Below are 17,189 nucleotides of genomic sequence, written 5' to 3' on the forward strand. Positions count from 1 at the left end.
ATTAGGTTTAGTTTTTGGCGTGCAGAGAAAGTATAAAGATAAGAGAGGTTAGCGGAATGAAGATGAAGCATCCAAACATGGGCGATTCTAAGCCGACAAGTAACAAAGTCGAAGCAACCCGAGTGGACATCATGAAAGTTTTACTGCAATGTGGAATCGACCCGGAGCGTTTGAAACATTTCGTATCCTCCGACAGCAAGCGTACATGAGCCGTTGCACACCAAGGAATGGAGGGAAATCATGATGCACAAAAAGGCCCAGAAACCGAAGCAGGAAGTACTCGGAAACTGGGTTTTCTTTTCGGGTGTAGCATGATTAATCCATACTGCGTTCCATTCGTACAAAAGCGATAAAACGACGAGCTTCTTCCTCTGTTAAAGGTTTACCATCAATCATCAGATCAAAGCGCTCTAACACTTCCTTATCTGACAATTCAAGCGCATCCACGAATTCACGCACGTCTTCATCCATAACCACATCACTTTGCTTCGTACGTCCAATCAAATAATCAATGGACACATCGAAAATGTCAGCCAGCCGCGTTAACACCTCGAAATCCGGTTTGCGCCGGTTTTTCTCGTAGTGGGAAAGAGCTGCTCTGGTAATATGAATGGAGTTCGCAAGTTCTTCTTGAGTAAGTCCCCGCTGTTCTCGTAATTCGGCAATGCGATTTCCGTAGCTCATAAGCTATTTCCCCCTGAACACCATCATATATATTGAAACAATCCTGAGCCAAGTTTTTGATCAGGGTAAACGTACCTGCAAATGTACTACGCCTCATTCGTCTCATATACCACTTAATAAATAGGTCTGTCTAAGGACATCTCATATTGTCGTAAATCAAAAGAACCATGTCCAAATACCGCTTGACATGATACGTATTGTATCGTAAATTGAACGTATGGAGTTACAAAATGTATCATTGTTAGTATTTTAAGTATTTCCTCATGGTTAGAGCGTTATACCTGTCAAAAGCAAACGTTCTCGTCCATGTTGGTCAATCCATTCTAAAGGAATGAAATCATGAATTTAAAAATTCTTCAGGAATGGGCCGATCTGAAACCAAATGTCCATATGTACATTCAGGAGTTTCATGGGAAAATGGTAGACCGCAAAAGACGACCCGTCCTGTTACTTGGTATGAATACACAAGCGATCACTTTCCTGAGCGACCTGAACTTACCCGTAATATCAGAAATGGTACTAGGTTTAGATGTAGAAGACAGCCGTATATGCGTCAGGCTTCATGCCAAGCTGCAATGGAAACAGCCTTTTGGAGAACTGATATTGTATCATTCAAACTTGCATATTCAGAAAGACCAAACACTATATATAACTGGACAGTTAAACAGAATGCTTACTGAAGTTGAATTTGAGGCGGTTTCCCGTTCAAGATATGGGAATGCAACAGATCCATCTCCTCAGCTAAAGCCTTATCGTTACATTGATTTTATCATATAGGATGAGGTGGACTCTGAACATTTTCTGAACAAGCATGTACTTAACGCCATTTTACTATATTTCGTAGCGTTATGCATTAGTTCTTTAACACCAAAAGCATTTGCGCAATGAATAAAGGGGCGAGGGGGAGCATACTATTTCAGGAAGTTTGGATATGGTTGAAATGCACTGCCACATTCTATTCGGTCTGGATGATGGTCCTGTTCAAATGGAGCAGTCCGTTGCGATGGCTGAGAAGGCAGTAGCTTCAGGAATTACCTCCATTATTGCAACTCCGCATCACCTGAACGGACAGTACAACAATGAACCAAAGGTAGTCAATCAGGCTGTTCATATGTTTCGTGCCGAGCTAGCCAAACGAAATATCCGTTTGCAGATTGGTCCCGGTCAGGAGATCAGAGTGCACGATGGGCTGATTGGAGACTTGTATGCAGGAAAGTGCTGCACACTCGCCGGTAGCCGTTATATGTTGCTGGAGTTGCCCTTTGGTCATATTCCCTCACAGTTCCCCGGAATACTGCACGAACTGCGAATCGCGGGAATTACCCCTATTATCGCTCATCCGGAACGTAACCTTGTCATTTTGAAAAAGCCATTGCTGTTGTCCGACTACTTGCTTCAAGGTGGACTATGCCAGCTAACGGCGGAATCATTCACTGGACTTTTCGGGCGAAAAGTTCAGAAGTGGTGTTTTCATTTTTGCAAAGAAAACGGGTTTCATTTCATTTCATCAGATGCACATGATACGAAACATCGGACGTTCAAACTGGATGTCGTATATCCGTTGCTCGAAAGACGTTTGGGACGTTGCTACATTCAACATTTTCAAGATAATGCACAATCCCTATGGAATAATCAACGTATTTCAGCTGTATTACCAGCCAATAAAAAGCGCAGCTTTTTATTCTGGTGAGCAGCTACTAATGTACCAAATACATAGTCACTTATCATGGTTGACTTATATGGGAGGAAAATCGAATGGAACTCAAAGAGTATTTACACATTTTACGTAAACGCATCTGGATTATTGTTGCCTTCGTAGCTGTGGCTTGTATTGGTGCAGGTGTCAAAAACTACTTTTTTACTGTACCGATCTATGAAGCAGGCGCCAAATTAATTGTCAACCAGGCGTACAATGCCCAAGGTGTTCCAAGTTTGGATATTGGCACTATTCAGACAAACATCAAAGTGATCAACTCTTATATGGAGATTATCAAATCTTCTGCAATCCTCGATAAAGTGGCATCTACATACCCCGATCTTGGTATGACTGGTAATCAAATCGGGCAGAACATCCGAGTTTCCACCGCCAATGAGTCCCAGGTTATGAGTCTAACGGCCACGGGACTATCATCCGAAAAAGCCGCAAAAACCGTAAACGCAGTTGCGAAAGTGTTTAAATCTCAAATCCCCGTAATTATGAAAGTAGACAATGTCACGATCCTAAGTGAAGCGAAACCTACGGATTCCTCCAATCCTATTAACGTCAACCCCATCATCAATATTATGATCAGCTTTATTGTTGGACTATTGCTGGCAGTAGGCTTTATATTCCTGCTGGAATATTTGGATGACACCTTGAAAACGGAAGATGAATTGGAGAAAGAATTAAATCTCCCTGCACTTGCTGTCATCTCCAAGATAAGAAAAGAAGAGAGCCGCATGTCAAAACAATCATCCATATCTCAAAAACAGGTAGGTGATGGACAGTATGTCACGATTAACCAATGAACGAGTAGGCCTGGTCACGATGGCTAATCCCAGATCCACTTCATCAGAAGCCTATCGAAAGCTACGAACCAATATTCAGTTTTCATCCATAGACAGTCAGATTCAAACGATCATGATTGCCTCGGCATCCTCAGGTGAAGGGAAAACAACGACGATTGGCAATCTGGCAGTCACCTATGCCCAAGAAGGGAAAAAGGTTCTAGTGATGGATACGGATTTGCGTAAGCCAGCAGTACATCTGATGTTTAATGTGCCCAACCATGTAGGCCTAACCAGTGTGTTATCGAGTCAATACAAAGTGACGGAAGTGCTTCGGGAAACCGGGGTGGAAGGTCTGCATGTCTTGTCTTCCGGGCCGATTCCTCCTAATCCTTCGGAGATGATCGGTTCACGTAAGATGACAGCACTCCTTGAGGGCCTGAAGGAAGAGTATGACGTTATTCTGTTCGATACACCGCCGGTTCTAACCGTGACAGATGCATTGATTATCAGTTCATTGTGTGATGGTGTCATTCTTGTGGTGAATGCAGGCAAGGTAAAAAAGGATCTGGTCAAAAAGGCGAAGGCTCATCTTGAACATGTGAACGCACGTATTCTGGGCGCTGTGCTGAACAATGTGCAGATACCGAAAAGCCGCAATAACAGTTACGGGGAAAAATAACAGGCAAGACATTTGAGTTTTATTTTCAAATCATCTTAAAAGGTCATGTCTACTATACCTCTATCAAGGTAGGCACTCGGTCACACTGTGGGTAGTGTACCTTAGACGTTTATCGTCAGGGGTGTGATGTGAGGAGGGGTTCAATGCCCTATTATGAATGATTTTTTTCATGTTTTCATGGTTTTGAGTTTAAATAAAAAAAACTAAATGGATAGGGTGATATCTATGACAAAGGTGAGAAAAGCAATTATCCCTGCTGCTGGATTGGGAACCCGTTTTTTACCTGCTACAAAGGCAATGCCTAAAGAAATGCTGCCTATTGTGGATAAACCGACTATCCAGTACATCGTTGAAGAGGCGGTTGCTTCCGGGATCGAAGATATTATCATCGTGACGGGTAAGGGAAAACGTGCGATTGAAGATCATTTTGACAGTGCGTTTGAACTGGAGCATAACCTCCTTGAGAAAGGAAAACTCAGTTTACTGGAAGAAGTTCGGAAGTCCTCCAACGTGGATATTCATTACATAAGACAGAAGGAAGCCCTTGGACTCGGGCATGCTGTCTGGTGTGCCCGGAATTTCATAGGCAATGAACCTTTTGCTGTACTGCTTGGTGATGATATCGTCGTTTCAGAAGTGCCGTGCCTGAAACAGCTTATCCAGCAGTATGAAAAGGTAGAGCAGTCAGTACTTGGTGTGAAAACGGTAAGTCCAAGTGAAACATATCGCTACGGGATTATTGATCCACTGCATACAGAAGGTCGCTTGTCTTCTGTGAAGAGTATGGTTGAAAAGCCGCCACTAGGTTCGGCACCGTCCAACCTGGCGATTATGGGACGATACATTTTGACTCCGAAAATTTTTGAATATTTGGAAGAGCAAAATGTAGGCGCAGGAGGCGAGATTCAGCTTACAGATGCGTTGCAAAAGTTGAATAATGATCAAGGAATCAGTGCCTATGACTTTGAAGGTTCCCGCTTTGATGTAGGGGAGAAGCTAGGGTATATCCTTACAACTTTAGATTTTGCACTCAAAAATAAAGAATTGCGTGCACCGGTGCTGATGGCGATTGAAGAGATTCTAATGAAGGAACAAATGAATCAAATCCTTGTCGCTGGAGGGGATAGTCTGTGAAGCTATCAGGACCGGAATACTTTGGGAGCGGGGAAACCTTGGTTAAAGAGGGGAATGCCGCTGTACTTGAGCAGCCATACTCACAACGTGTTGGCGGGTATGCGGATGTGATGAAGCCATTGGCCGATTTTGTTACCGCTATTCTGTTACTGCTGATCACATTACCGGTCATGCTACTTTCAGCTATTTTGATTAAACTGGATTCCAAAGGGCCCGTGATTTTCAAGCAGGAGCGGTACGGGAAAAACGGAGTCAAATTTAACATTTATAAATTCAGAACGATGCGTACAGACGCACCGAAATATGGCCTATCGCCAACGACTAGCCATGATCCGAGGATTACGCGACTGGGCAGAATTCTGCGCAAAACGAGTCTCGATGAACTACCGCAGCTGCTCAATATTATCAAAGGCGATATGAGTTTTATCGGCCCAAGACCTGAGATGAAACGTATTGTGGAGGAATGTTATACCGATCTGGAACGCAGGCGTTTTCTGGTGAAACCGGGAATTACGGGATTGTGGCAGGTGAGCGAGGCTCGGAAGGAGCCTATTCACCATAATCTCCAGTATGACTTCCACTATATCTCGAATGTATCCATGAAAATGGACATTACGATCATTTTTAAAACGATCGGCGTAATGATTAAAAGCAACACCTTTTGACCATTTTGGATCATAATTTGGAGTGTGATGTAATGAAACATATTGTAGTGACAGGTGCTGCCGGATTTCTGGGCTCTCATCTCGTGCAATCCTTAATTGGCCAGGGTCATCAGGTTACAGGGATTGATAATCTTTCAACAGGTGTGATCCGTAATCTGGCGGAGGTCATGGAGAATCCTCATTTTGTATTCCATGAAGCAGATGTTACACATCCCGATGCGCTGGATATTTTCTTTGATCAGCAGGTACACGAAATCTATCATCTGGCTTCGCCTGCTTCACCGAAGTTCTATCAAGCGGATGCGATCGGCACGATCTGGGTGAACACGCGAGGAACCTATCATATGCTGGAACTGGCCCGGGTCAAAGGAGCCAAGTTTCTGTATTCCAGTACAAGTGAAGCCTATGGCGATCCCGAGATTCATCCGCAGCCGGAGAGTTATCGAGGCAATGTAAATACGTGGGGGCCACGAGCCTGCTATGATGAAGCCAAACGGTTAGGCGAAGTTTTTTGTTATGAATACTACACAAAACAACGGATTTCCGTGAAGGTTGCGCGTATTTTCAACACGTATTCTTCAGGGCTTCGCAATGATGACGGCAGGGTGATATCTAATTTTGTAACACAGGCGCTGACGGGTCAGGATATTACGGTGTATGGAGATGGTTCACAGACCCGATCCTTCTGTTATGTGGATGATAACATCCGGGGATTACAAGCTTTCATGGCGGAAGATCGTGCTGATGGGGAGATTATCAATATCGGCAATCCTATGGAATACACAATCCTTGAGGTTGCCCATCTGGTGAAACAGCTCACACAATCGGACAGTAAGGTTGTATTCTTGCCTTTACCTGAAGATGATCCCAAGGTTAGACGTCCAGTAATTGATAAGGCTCGCGAACTGTTAAACTGGGAACCGGAGATCGGTCTGGAAGAGGGATTGAAACGTACGATAGAACATTATCGATCCATGTTGCAGGTACAGGAAACTTGATAACACTGAACTGATAACAATGAAGCTGAATAAAAGCGAGTTGAGAACCGTGCAAACTATATTGATTGCTCACAGTTTATATCCACCCCATATTATTGGGGGAGCCGAGATATCCACACAAATTTTGGCCCAGACGCTGGAGTCCAGTTATGACGTTAAAGTCATTACGGTTGGTGGACATAAGGAGGGTGGGGTGCAGACGGATACAGTGAACGGGATTGAAATCTCGCGGCTACCATTTCATAATCGGTACTGGATCGGTGATACGGCAAGGCAGGCCAGCACTTCTGACAAAGTGTTATGGCGTATCCGGGATATTTTTAATGTGAAGCAGTACCAGCATATTAAACAATATTTGATGATGAAACGTCCTGCCCTGATCCATACTCAGAATATTCCGGGACTAAGCCTTGCGATCTGGAAAGCGGCGTTTGAACTGAACATCCCGGTTGTGCATACCCTGCGCGATTTTTCGTTAATTGAACCCATTGCGATCTCGGCATATTCCAGATTTTACAGACAGATCTCCAAACACTATAGCCGCAGGGTTTCTTCTGTTATTGGCATATCCGAGCATGTGCTTAACAAGCATACCGAACTGGGTTTTTTCGCGCACGCGTCCAAACATGTCATTCATAACATTGTTGAGCGTGATGATCAGGTTCAGCATGTTAATGCGGGCAAAACGGTTCGTCACCAGCAACCCCTGCACGTTGGATATTTTGGACAACTAACCGAGGTCAAAGGAGTTCAGTATCTGATTGAAGCGGTGCAAAAGCTCGATCAGCAGATCGTAGGAAAGCTGTTCATCCATGGGGATGGCCCTCTGTTCCAGACGTTACAAGAACTTGCAGGGGATGATCCCCGGATCGTGTTCGTGGGCAAAATCGATAAAAAGGAGATCACTTCCCAGATGAAAAAGATGGATCTCACGATTGTACCGTCCACCTGGGATGAACCTTTTGGCAGAGTGGTCATCGAATCGTATCAAGCAGGTACGCCTGTTTACGCTTCGAAGGTTGGGGGCATGCCCGAGATTTTGCTGGATGCGGACACCTTCTCTTTTACCGCTCATCGTGCCGATGCGATCCGTGACGCAATCCTCCATTACTTTGCATTATCCGAAGCTGAAAAAAATGATTTAATGCTACAATGCTGCGAACACAGCTTATCCTTTAATGAAGATTATCTTCTCGCCAGACATGAGATCATCTACGAGAAGTTAATTGGGGGTGAAGGTTAAGATGTACATGACTTCTCTGAACGTCAAATCGCCATCATTAATTCAAGCGAAGTCTGATGCGCCCTCCTCTGTCATCATGATGTTGATTCATTTCTTACTGCTCTATCTGTCCATTTATGGTCTGATCTCGATCTACGTTGATAACATTGTGATTCGTTCATTAAAGGATGCGGGCATGTTGCTGCTTGCGGTATACACGCTTGCCCGGGTGTATCGCCAGCAGATTCATTTTCTGAATCTATTCCTGTTTATACTGGCCTCCCTCATCGTGCTCGGATCGTTAAATGTACTTGTCGGTTCCAGCGTGGTCACGTTAGTCTATGGAATCAAAATTACGCTTTTACCGCTGGTGATGTTGTTTGCAGGCATGTTTATGGCCGAGCAGGGTGGAATGTACGCATTTGCCAGAACCAATCTGGTTATTTTTATTATGCTCATTGCAGGATGGTGCGCCCAATATGCGCTGGGTATAGAAAAGTTAATCACTATGGGATTCGTATACGGCGTAAACATCAAAAACTATCTTGAGGGTGTGCCGCGCCTATCCTCCATTACGTACTCCCCGGATGGTTATGCGTATGCACTGTTAATGACAGGCATCATTGCAGAACAAACCAGGATGGCAGTGAAACACCGTAGCTTTCGCCTGATGATCCAGTTGCTGACGATCGGCTTTTTGCTTTTATCCACGATTCGATCGGCTTTATTGCTCTGGTTTGTATATCAAGTGGTTCTTTTTTTACTTCGGATTCGCAAGTACAGCAAAAAGAATATGTTAGTTCTGGCGGTTGTTTTTCTGACACTGCCCGCGGTTGTGTTTTTCGGAGGCAGGTTCCTACAATCCAAAAACCTGCTCTCCAGTTCATCCCTGCTTGATCGATTACAGATATGGGGAAGCAGCCTGACCTCGCCATTCACCATGAATGGCATGATCGGCAACGGAATTGGTTCGGTTGGTGCAGCCAGCCGGCGCACACATATGATGGGTCTGAACTCCAGTAATTTTGCAGTGGATAACCAATACTTTTCCTTGTACGAACAGACAGGTTGGATCGGGCTCGCCTATTTTTTGGTGTTATTCATGTGGCTGCTCATCACACTGGTTAGACGAATGAATGCCTCACCTTACTCGGCAGGTTCCAGACTTCCTCAGGTGGCTATAGCCCTCGGCGCAGGAGTGGCTGCGGCATGTATGACGACCAACGTTCTTGAGTTGTTTCCTGCGAACGTTTTTTTCTGGATGTTCATAGGCATAGCTCTGTATCAGCATCGTAATGCAGGTGATATACCATATAAAGCGGGTGAGCGAAAATGAAGGTTTTGCACATCGGAGAATATGTGGTGGGCGGTGTCGCCACGTATTTAAACGAGCTGGTGTCCTACCAGCGTAACCGGTTTGAGGTTTATGTATTGATGAGTGATTATAACTCGGCAAAGGATTTTGATCTGGAGCCAGAACATATCTTTCGTTACAGTTACAAACGCCACCCAAAACACTTTTTCTCAGCGATGAGACAGATTCACCAAGCTATTCGGCGGATCGAACCGGATATTATTCATGTACACAGCTCATTTGCGGGTATGCTCGCAAGGGGCTTGTTTTTTTTCACACCGCGCAAAGCGAGTATCTTTTACTGCTCACATGGCTGGTCTTTTTTGATGGATACCAAACCCCTGCATAAAAAGGCTTATTTCATGATCGAGAAAATACTGGAATTCAAAACAGACTATATCGTGAACATTTCAAAATATGAGATGCAGCAATCGATTCGCATGGGTATGTCCCCAGCCAAATCCCGATTCGTTTACAGTGGCCTGCGTGATCGCAAGTCTCACAAGCCTCAAAATCATGAAGAGCAGCCGCAAGTAATTGTGCAAAAAGATCAGGAGCAAGAGGACGACAGCATGATCCGGCTCTTGTTTGTGGGCAGATATGATCGGCAGAAAGGATTGGATCTGTTGCTGGATGCATTCAGGCAGTATCCCGAGCTGCAGCAGCGCATTCAGTTATACATCATCGGAGACAGCGTATTGGAAAAAAATGAATGGACCTTTACCGACAATATGATCCGGTTAGGATGGGTCAACAATGCAGAGATTGATCACTATTACGAGCAATGTGATGCGATTATTATGCCTTCCAGGTGGGAAGGGTTACCCTTGGTCGCGCTGGAAGCGATGAAAAACCACAAACCCGTCATTGCTAGCAATCGGGCCTCATTGCCAGAGCTGGTGACGCATGGCGTTAATGGCTACATCTTTGAACTCGAACGACTCGAAGGGTTGAGAGAGATTCTAATGCAGCTCGATAAAGAAACGCTGGCAACCATGGGCGAAGCGGGACATCAGGTGTATAAAGAGAAGTTCAGCTCGGATCGAATGAATGAGGAGTTCGTGAGTCTCTATTACGAAGCGAGAAATGTAGAAGTTAGCTTCCAAACCGCTCAGCCAGCTTCCCGTTTGGAAATTTCTAAGAGAAATGGAGATTAGCATGAATACAATCTATATCAATGCCCGTTTCCTGACACAGACCGTTACCGGGGTTCAGCGATATGCCATTGAACTCGTGAAGGAAATCGATAATTTGATTGACGCTGGAGAAGTGGACGGTACGAAAGTAGAGTTTTGCCTGCTCTCACCCGCGAATGTGGTTACTCATCTTGAACTGAAACATATCCGTCACCGGATTGTTGGCAGACTGAAGGGACATGTGTGGGAGCAGCTTGAGTTACCATTTTACGCGAAAAAAGGATTGCTGATTAACCTGTGTAACACAGGCCCGGCATTCAAACGCAATCAGGTCGTGACGATTCATGACGCTTCTGTATTCAGTTATCCGAAGGCATTTTCCTTCGCGTTTCGGTCATGGTATCAGTTTTTAACGGTTCGCTTAGGCAAGATATCGAAAAAGGTCATTACCGTGTCTAACTTCTCCAAAGGCGAGCTGATTCAACATTGCAAAATTGCCGCGCAGAAAGTATCCGTCACACATCTGGGCATCGATCATATCCATCATAGACAGGCGGCTCAAGGCACGCTTGAGAAATATGGGATTAACTCCCCCTATGTACTGGCCGTCAGCACGATGAACCCTTACAAAAACTTCAAGCTGATCTTGGAGATTTTACCTCAGGTGAAAGCACAGAATTTGAGTGTTGTCATCGTGGGTTCCAAGAATAGTAAAGTGTTCAGCAATCATGCCGTCAACGATTCGGAGGGTGTGAATTGGGTAGGGTATGTGACGGATGAGGAGTTAAAAGCGCTCTACGAACATGCCACCGGTTTTATTTTCCCCTCCTTGTACGAAGGGTTTGGCTTGCCGCCACTGGAGGCGATGGCGCTTGGTTGTCCGGTTATCGTGTCTTCCCGCGGTTCGATCCCGGAAGTATGCGGAGAAGCAGGACTGTACTTTGATCCTCATCATCCACAGGAAGCAGCTTCACGTCTAGTAGAGATGATGTCTGATCCGGAGCTTGGGCAGCGAATGTCCATTCAGGGCAAGGAGCACTCAGCCTTCTTCTCCTGGAATAAATGTGCCAAGGATACAGTCAACATTATTATGAGCACGGTGTAAGCATGCCAAATGTATTGTTGTGAGGGAGATAAAGCCATGAACAAAGTGTTTGTTGCGATTGATTTCCCGCCTGAAAAGGGAGGGATTCATGATTATGCCTACGGGCTGATCTCACAGATTCCAGCAGAAGAGACAACGGTGCTGACCAATAAAATAAATAATACCACAGAGTCCGAGCAGTTTGACCGGAAGAGTGATTTTGAGATCATTCGGAAACGTATTTTTTCGGATTCTAATAAATGGCTGATGATTCTCTCGCAACTTGTTCTGGTCATGCAGCTGATTCTGTTGAAATGGCGCAAAAAAACAGATGAGATTCATTTTGTGAACATATTCCCGGTTGGCTTAGCCGGTCCATTCATGAAATTCCTTTTTCGAGTAAAATACTTTCCTTATGTTCACGGCCTGGATGTGATGGGGATGGTTAATAGCCGATTATTCCCACTGCTGTTGTTCATTCTGAAGCGTGCGGACAAGGTGATTGCCAATAGCCAGTATACGAAGTCGAAGCTGGTTGAACTGGGGATTTCGGAGTCTCAGATTGTCATTATTCCACCGGGACTTAACGTGAGCAAGCTAAACGCGGATACAGGGAGCCAGGAAGAGTTACGGAATAAGTATGGTCTGCATGGAAAAAAAGTGATGATTACCGTCTCGCGACTTGTGGAACGCAAAGGTCATGATGTCACACTGAAAGCCATGAGTCAGGTTATTAGGCATATTCCTGATCTGAAGTATGTTATCTGCGGAGATGGGCCGTATAAGGGAGAACTCGAACGACTGGTAACTCAATACGGACTCGAATCTGTTGTTGTATTTACAGGGCGTACTACAGACTATGAGCTTCAGCAATTATATGAATGTGCGGATCTCTTCATTATGCCAAGTCGGGATATTAAAGAGAAGGGTGATGTGGAAGGGTTCGGGATTGTATTCCTGGAAGCCAACTATTATCGATTGCCTGTCATTGCAGGCAACAGCGGCGGTATTCCCGATGCCGTGAAGGACAATATCACCGGTTATCTCGTAGATCCGGTTAATGATCAGGAGATTGCTACACGTATCGAACAATTAATGACCGACGATAGGCTAGCCAGAGCGATGGGGGATAACGGATACGACTGGGTGGTCAACTATTGTCTGTGGTCGCATCGCGGACAGTTGTTGAAGCAATTGGCCTAATGGACGGGTTCCACAATCTTCATGTCCTAACGGGGAGGATTAAGGATGAAAATATGTATCGTTACTCACAGGGTAGTCAAAGGAGAGGGTCAGGGCAGAGTTAATTATGAGATTGCAATTGAAACCCTAAGACAAGGTCATGAAGTTGTTATGATTTCCAATGAGGTGGAGCCGGAACTTCTTGAATATGAGGGAGCTACATGGATTAAAGTTTTTCCTTCGCTGAGGTTACCCCAGTTGTTACGATACCAGATGTTTGCCTGGAACAGTGCCACTCATATTCGCAAATTAAGAAAAACAAAGCAAGTTGATCTTGTCATGGTCAATGGTTTTATCACCTGGGCTAGAGGGGACATCAATGCGGTTCACTTTGTGCACAGTACATGGATAAAATCCCCCGTACATAGCTTCCGTGTACACCGTTCCTGGAAACGATGGTATTTCGGTCTGTACACGCTGGTGAATGCGTATCTGGAACGATTCGCCTTTCGCAAAAGTGGTAGAATCATTGCGGTTTCCGAGAAAGTAAAGCGTGAATTGATTCAATTAGGGACGAATCCGGATAAGGTTCAGGTCATTCATAATGGAGTGGATGTGCATGAATTTTACCCCAGTAATGTTGGAGAGAAGAGCAGAATGGATATTAACTCCGGCCGAGTCGTAGGTTTATTTGCAGGTGATATTAGCAGCCCGAGAAAAAATCTGGATACGGTATTGAAGTCGATGGTGTCTGTACCCGGATTAGAACTTGTTGTAGCGGGAGCTACAGATCGAAGTATTTATCCTCAAATGGCTAAAGACTTAAACATAGAAGATCGGGTCCATTTTCTGGGCTATCGGAAAGATATGGGGTATCTCATGCGCAATGTGGATCTATTTATTTTCCCCTCGCGTTATGAAGCTTGCAGTTTGGTCGTGTTGGAGGCCCTTGCCTCAGGACTTCCTGTTGTGATCACGGAGGAGTCAGGCGTAACTGAAATGATCAAGAACGATCATGAAAGCATCCCTCCCGGTGTTATTTTGCAAGATGCTAATAATGTAGATGGGCTGGCAGTCATTCTTAACACGTTAATGCAGGATAAATCCCATCTGAACGAGATGGGCAAGGCATCCAGAGAGGTTGCTCTTCGAAATGATTGGAAGAAGATGTCTCTTACTTATTTGGAAAGCTATGAAGACTACTTGAAACACAGTGGAATCCATGCCGGAAGAATGAAACGAAAACAAAGCATTGAGGTGGAATTATGAGAGCATCGGTAGTCATTTGTACACATAACAGAGCCGAGGACACCGTTGAAGCTGTCCATAGTGTTCTGGCTCAAGAGGATCAAGATATTGAATTTGAAGTACTGGTTATCGATAATAACTCCAAAGATAACACCAGGGAATTATTTCAGAATGCCGATTGGCCTAATCACGTCCGCTACATCTTTGAGAGTAAGCTTGGTCTATCTTATGCCAGGAACCGTGGCATACGAGAAGCGCAAGGAGAATTTATCATGTTTCTGGACGATGATGCGTTAGCCTCTTCTTCATGGATTCGTGAAGTCATTCATGTGTTCGAACGGGATGAGCGTATTGGCTGTGTGGGCGGGAGGATTGATCCGATCTGGGAAGGTGGCAAGCCGGAATGGATTCCGGATGAGATTATTGGCCTGTATACGTTGATGGACTTTTCAGACCAGGTTACCGAGATGAAACCGCCTTATTTCCCCTTTGGCGCAAATGTGTCTTTTCGAAAAAGCGTGTTTGATTCCATTGAGCCGTTTCGCGAAGACTTGGGACGCGTAGGAAATAATCTGCTTTCGAGCGAAGAGAGCGAACTCATTAGCAGAATTCGAGAGAAATACGACATATTTTATACGCCATATGGATCAGTGCAGCATAAAATCTCCAAAAGCAGGTTAAATAAACGCTGGCTCTTGCGACGAATGTATTGGCAGGGAATCAGTGATGCAACACGTTACAACAAGAGCGGCTGGGGTGTGTTCAAACATATTGTTCGAATTGCACAAGCAGGTCTGATGATGTTGTTATGTATGAATAATGTACAGAAGGTCATGAGCCAATTAGTCAAAATATCTTATCGGAACGGCACGATTGTGGGATCTTTCCGAAATGGCAGAGGGCTGAACACCTGATGAACATGGCGATTGCCCGAAAACCAAGGCAGCGAAGCATTATTCAGACCATCGTCATGACAAGCATGGCGAATATTCTCATTATGGCTGTGACCACGCTAACCTCGATTATTACAGCCCGTATGTTCGGAGCGACGGGGAAGGGGGAGCTCGCTGCCGTTTTATTCTGGCCTGCATTTATTTCGGGTCTGGCCGCATTTGGTCTGCCGACCTCGTTAATTTACAACGTCAAAAAAAGCAGTCAGCAACTCGCTGTCTATATCAGCATGAGTTTTGCCGTTCAGATTCCGATCAGTATCATCGCCGGGGTGATCAGTTGGTTTGGTATCCCTGTCTGGCTATCCGGATATTCCGAATCCGTCATTACCATTGCACGGTGGTATACCGTATCCATGGTTCCAGTGATGCTGTTCATGGGTGTGCTTGCAGCAGCAGCACAAGGAACCGACAAGTTCCATATTTACAATCTGTCGCGCTTGCTGGCTCCTTTATTAAATCTTGCAGGGTTGGTACTACTGTGGGTAGCGCAGGTATTAACCGTGGAAAGAGCCATTATTATCAGTTTTGCCAGCACTGTACTAGTGTTGACCTGTTACATGATTGCGATGCGTCAGCAAATATTCAGCTCCGTCAGCAAGCTGGTGGCTCAGATTCGAACAGGGATTCATCTATTCAGCTATGGCCTTCGTGTATATGGGGTAGAGTTGCTGGGCACGTTGTATAGCCAGTTTGATAAAATTATTATTTTGGCTCTACTGACGCCCAAAGATTTCGGGTTATATTCCGTTGTGTTTGCCCTGTCACGCATGTTTAATGTTGTGCAGACGGCAATCACCAATGTGATTTTTCCGAAGGTCGCCGGCATGGAGCAGCAACAGGTGTTGTCTCTTGTTGGCAGAGCTTTTCGCATTAGTATGGTACTTATGACGATCATCATCATACCGAGTATGCTGATTGGTCGTTTTTTTATTGGCTTGTTGTTTGGCCCGGAATTTCTTGAGGCCAGCGGTGTGTTCTATCTGTTATCTCTGGAGTGTATTGTTGGCGGTGGATCATGGATTCTGGCTTCGGCTTTTAATGCGCTCGGGAGACCAGGCGTTATCGTGCTTCGGCAGGTCATTGCACTTGCTGTGACGATTACGTTGTTTTTTGTGCTTACGCCGATGTTCGGATTATACGGTTTAGGGCTGGCGTTGTTGCTTGGTTCCTTCGTCCGTATGCTGATGTCCTTAATATCCGTTTCGATTATATTCAAAATGCCGATGCACAAGATGTTATATAACAAGGAAGATATGGCCTTCCTCAAGCAAAAATGGAGAGAAAAAAATGTATTTAAAGGAGCCGGAAGAGATGTCAAACGTGCAAAAGATTCATCCGATGGATGAGTTGAAAAAACGACTTGAATCGATCCTTGAAGTTGTGCCCCCGCGTTCCAAGATCTATTACATTGATTATCCCGTTCACAGCAATTGTGGTGATCTCCTTATTATGAAAGGAACAGAGGCTTTTTTCAAAGACCATCAGATTCATGTGTCTCAACGATACAGTGTCCATGACTTTCATGGCCAAGTCGAAATTCCGCGCGATCATATTATTGTTCTTCATGGCGGCGGGAATTTCGGTGATTTATACGAAGCCCATCAATCTTTAAGGGAACGTATCGTTCAGCATTACCCGCATCATCGAATCGTGATTCTTCCTCAGACGATATTTTATAAGGATCAAGCTATTCTTCAAAGAACTGCATCTGTTTTTGCTCAGCATACAGATCTGCATATCTATGTTCGCGATGAGATATCGTTTCAAATTGCCTCGGATCATTTCACCAACTGTAAGGTGAACTTAGTTCCTGATATGGCGCACCAATTATGGCCGATGGAGGTCCAGCGTAACCCTCGTAAAGAGAGATTGAATTTTTTTAGAACAGATATCGAACAGACAGCAACTCAACAATCTTTGAATTCCATAGAGCAGCACGGAGATTACCTGGATTGGCCCACCTTGTATAACAAATACGAGCGAAAGCTAATCTACTATATCAGTAAAGGGTTGAAGAAACCCGCTTCACGAACGATCTCCCAATTCATATGGATGAAATATAGTGACTACCTTGTAAATAAGGCGGTACGCTGCTTTTCGGATTATCGCATGATTCACACATCCAGATTACATGGTCACATCCTGTCTTGTCTGATGGCGAAGCCTAACCTATTGATTGATAACTCTTATGGGAAGAATTCGGGATATTACCGGATATGGACACATGAAGTGAACACTGCCAATATGGACTCCTCTTCCAAGGCGAGTGCTCCACCCGTGCCCAAGTATATGGAATCAACGGCAACGGTGTAACGGACGAAAAGTCGTCCCGCATCATCTTAAAATATATAGAGTGGAGT

At 44.8% G+C, this 17,189-nt stretch carries 18 protein-coding genes; 17 read left to right on the forward strand and 1 reads right to left on the reverse strand.

Features of this window, described 5'->3' with window-relative positions; translation table 11 throughout:
• Positions 1 to 56: 56 nt before the first annotated feature.
• Positions 57 to 209: a hypothetical protein gene (locus Q9R46_RS01815; protein WP_222591802.1), complete on the forward strand. Its 153-nt coding sequence runs from the start codon at positions 57 to 59 to the stop codon at positions 207 to 209.
• Positions 210 to 315: 106 nt separating this feature from the next.
• Here the strand turns inward: Q9R46_RS01815 and Q9R46_RS01820 are convergent, their stop codons facing one another.
• A complete protein-coding gene (locus tag Q9R46_RS01820) occupies positions 316 to 684 on the reverse strand; it encodes a helix-turn-helix domain-containing protein (RefSeq protein WP_090918292.1) in 369 nt (122 codons plus the stop codon).
• Positions 685 to 1,023: 339 nt separating this feature from the next.
• Here Q9R46_RS01820 and Q9R46_RS01825 point away from each other — a divergent pair, with 339 nt between their 5' ends.
• The 16 genes from Q9R46_RS01825 (at position 1,024) to Q9R46_RS01900 (ending at position 17,142) form a co-directional block, all read left to right on the forward strand.
• Complete coding sequence (locus Q9R46_RS01825) at positions 1,024 to 1,461, forward strand: hypothetical protein (RefSeq protein ID WP_311278740.1); 438 nt, start codon at positions 1,024 to 1,026, stop codon at positions 1,459 to 1,461.
• A gap of 154 nt (positions 1,462 to 1,615) precedes the next feature.
• A complete protein-coding gene (locus Q9R46_RS01830; protein WP_311278741.1) occupies positions 1,616 to 2,374 on the forward strand; it encodes a tyrosine-protein phosphatase in 759 nt (252 codons plus the stop codon).
• Between the two features lie 65 nt (positions 2,375 to 2,439).
• Positions 2,440 to 3,192 (forward strand): YveK family protein, encoded by a 753-nt coding sequence (locus tag Q9R46_RS01835; protein ID WP_311278742.1) that lies wholly within the window; start codon positions 2,440 to 2,442, stop codon positions 3,190 to 3,192.
• On the forward strand, positions 3,173 to 3,853 hold the full coding sequence (locus Q9R46_RS01840) for a CpsD/CapB family tyrosine-protein kinase (RefSeq protein ID WP_145333255.1): 681 nt from the start codon (positions 3,173 to 3,175) through the stop codon (positions 3,851 to 3,853). The genes Q9R46_RS01835 and Q9R46_RS01840 overlap by 20 nt, the downstream gene beginning before the upstream one ends.
• 225 nt (positions 3,854 to 4,078) lie before the next feature.
• The gene (gene galU / locus Q9R46_RS01845) at positions 4,079 to 4,987 is read left to right on the forward strand and encodes a UTP--glucose-1-phosphate uridylyltransferase GalU (RefSeq protein ID WP_145333256.1); all 909 of its coding nucleotides are present in this window, start codon (positions 4,079 to 4,081) and stop codon (positions 4,985 to 4,987) included.
• Positions 4,984 to 5,652: a sugar transferase gene (locus Q9R46_RS01850; RefSeq protein ID WP_311278743.1), complete on the forward strand. Its 669-nt coding sequence runs from the start codon at positions 4,984 to 4,986 to the stop codon at positions 5,650 to 5,652. The genes galU and Q9R46_RS01850 overlap by 4 nt, the downstream gene beginning before the upstream one ends.
• A gap of 32 nt (positions 5,653 to 5,684) precedes the next feature.
• On the forward strand, positions 5,685 to 6,650 hold the full coding sequence (locus Q9R46_RS01855; RefSeq protein ID WP_311278744.1) for a UDP-glucuronic acid decarboxylase family protein: 966 nt from the start codon (positions 5,685 to 5,687) through the stop codon (positions 6,648 to 6,650).
• A 49-nt stretch (positions 6,651 to 6,699) separates the two neighbouring features.
• Positions 6,700 to 7,893 carry a glycosyltransferase family 4 protein gene (locus Q9R46_RS01860; protein ID WP_311278745.1) on the forward strand — a complete coding sequence of 398 codons (1,194 nt, stop codon included), beginning with the start codon at positions 6,700 to 6,702 and terminating at the stop codon, positions 7,891 to 7,893.
• Position 7,894: 1 nt separating this feature from the next.
• Positions 7,895 to 9,208, forward strand: a complete 1,314-nt coding sequence (locus Q9R46_RS01865; protein ID WP_311278746.1) for an O-antigen ligase family protein — start codon at positions 7,895 to 7,897, stop codon at positions 9,206 to 9,208.
• On the forward strand, positions 9,205 to 10,383 hold the full coding sequence (locus Q9R46_RS01870) for a glycosyltransferase (protein ID WP_311278747.1): 1,179 nt from the start codon (positions 9,205 to 9,207) through the stop codon (positions 10,381 to 10,383). Before Q9R46_RS01865 ends, Q9R46_RS01870 begins: the two co-directional genes overlap by 4 nt.
• Before the next feature lies 1 nt (position 10,384).
• Positions 10,385 to 11,467, forward strand: coding sequence for a glycosyltransferase family 4 protein (locus Q9R46_RS01875; protein ID WP_167375686.1), 1,083 nt, complete (start codon positions 10,385 to 10,387; stop codon positions 11,465 to 11,467).
• Positions 11,468 to 11,503: 36 nt separating this feature from the next.
• Entirely contained in the window at positions 11,504 to 12,649 is a 1,146-nt protein-coding gene (locus tag Q9R46_RS01880) for a glycosyltransferase family 4 protein (protein WP_311278748.1), read from the forward strand.
• A 45-nt stretch (positions 12,650 to 12,694) separates the two neighbouring features.
• Complete coding sequence (locus Q9R46_RS01885) at positions 12,695 to 13,897, forward strand: glycosyltransferase family 4 protein (RefSeq protein WP_311278749.1); 1,203 nt, start codon at positions 12,695 to 12,697, stop codon at positions 13,895 to 13,897.
• Entirely contained in the window at positions 13,894 to 14,790 is an 897-nt protein-coding gene (locus Q9R46_RS01890) for a glycosyltransferase (RefSeq protein ID WP_311278750.1), read from the forward strand. Before Q9R46_RS01885 ends, Q9R46_RS01890 begins: the two co-directional genes overlap by 4 nt.
• Entirely contained in the window at positions 14,790 to 16,175 is a 1,386-nt protein-coding gene (locus Q9R46_RS01895) for a lipopolysaccharide biosynthesis protein (RefSeq protein ID WP_311278751.1), read from the forward strand. Before Q9R46_RS01890 ends, Q9R46_RS01895 begins: the two co-directional genes overlap by 1 nt.
• A complete protein-coding gene (locus Q9R46_RS01900; protein WP_311278752.1) occupies positions 16,141 to 17,142 on the forward strand; it encodes a polysaccharide pyruvyl transferase family protein in 1,002 nt (333 codons plus the stop codon). The genes Q9R46_RS01895 and Q9R46_RS01900 overlap by 35 nt, the downstream gene beginning before the upstream one ends.
• Positions 17,143 to 17,189: the final 47 nt, after the last annotated feature.

Source organism: Paenibacillus sp. RRE4 (assembly GCF_031844205.1).
In the GTDB taxonomy this organism is placed as follows: domain Bacteria; phylum Bacillota; class Bacilli; order Paenibacillales; family Paenibacillaceae; genus Paenibacillus; species Paenibacillus xylanexedens_B.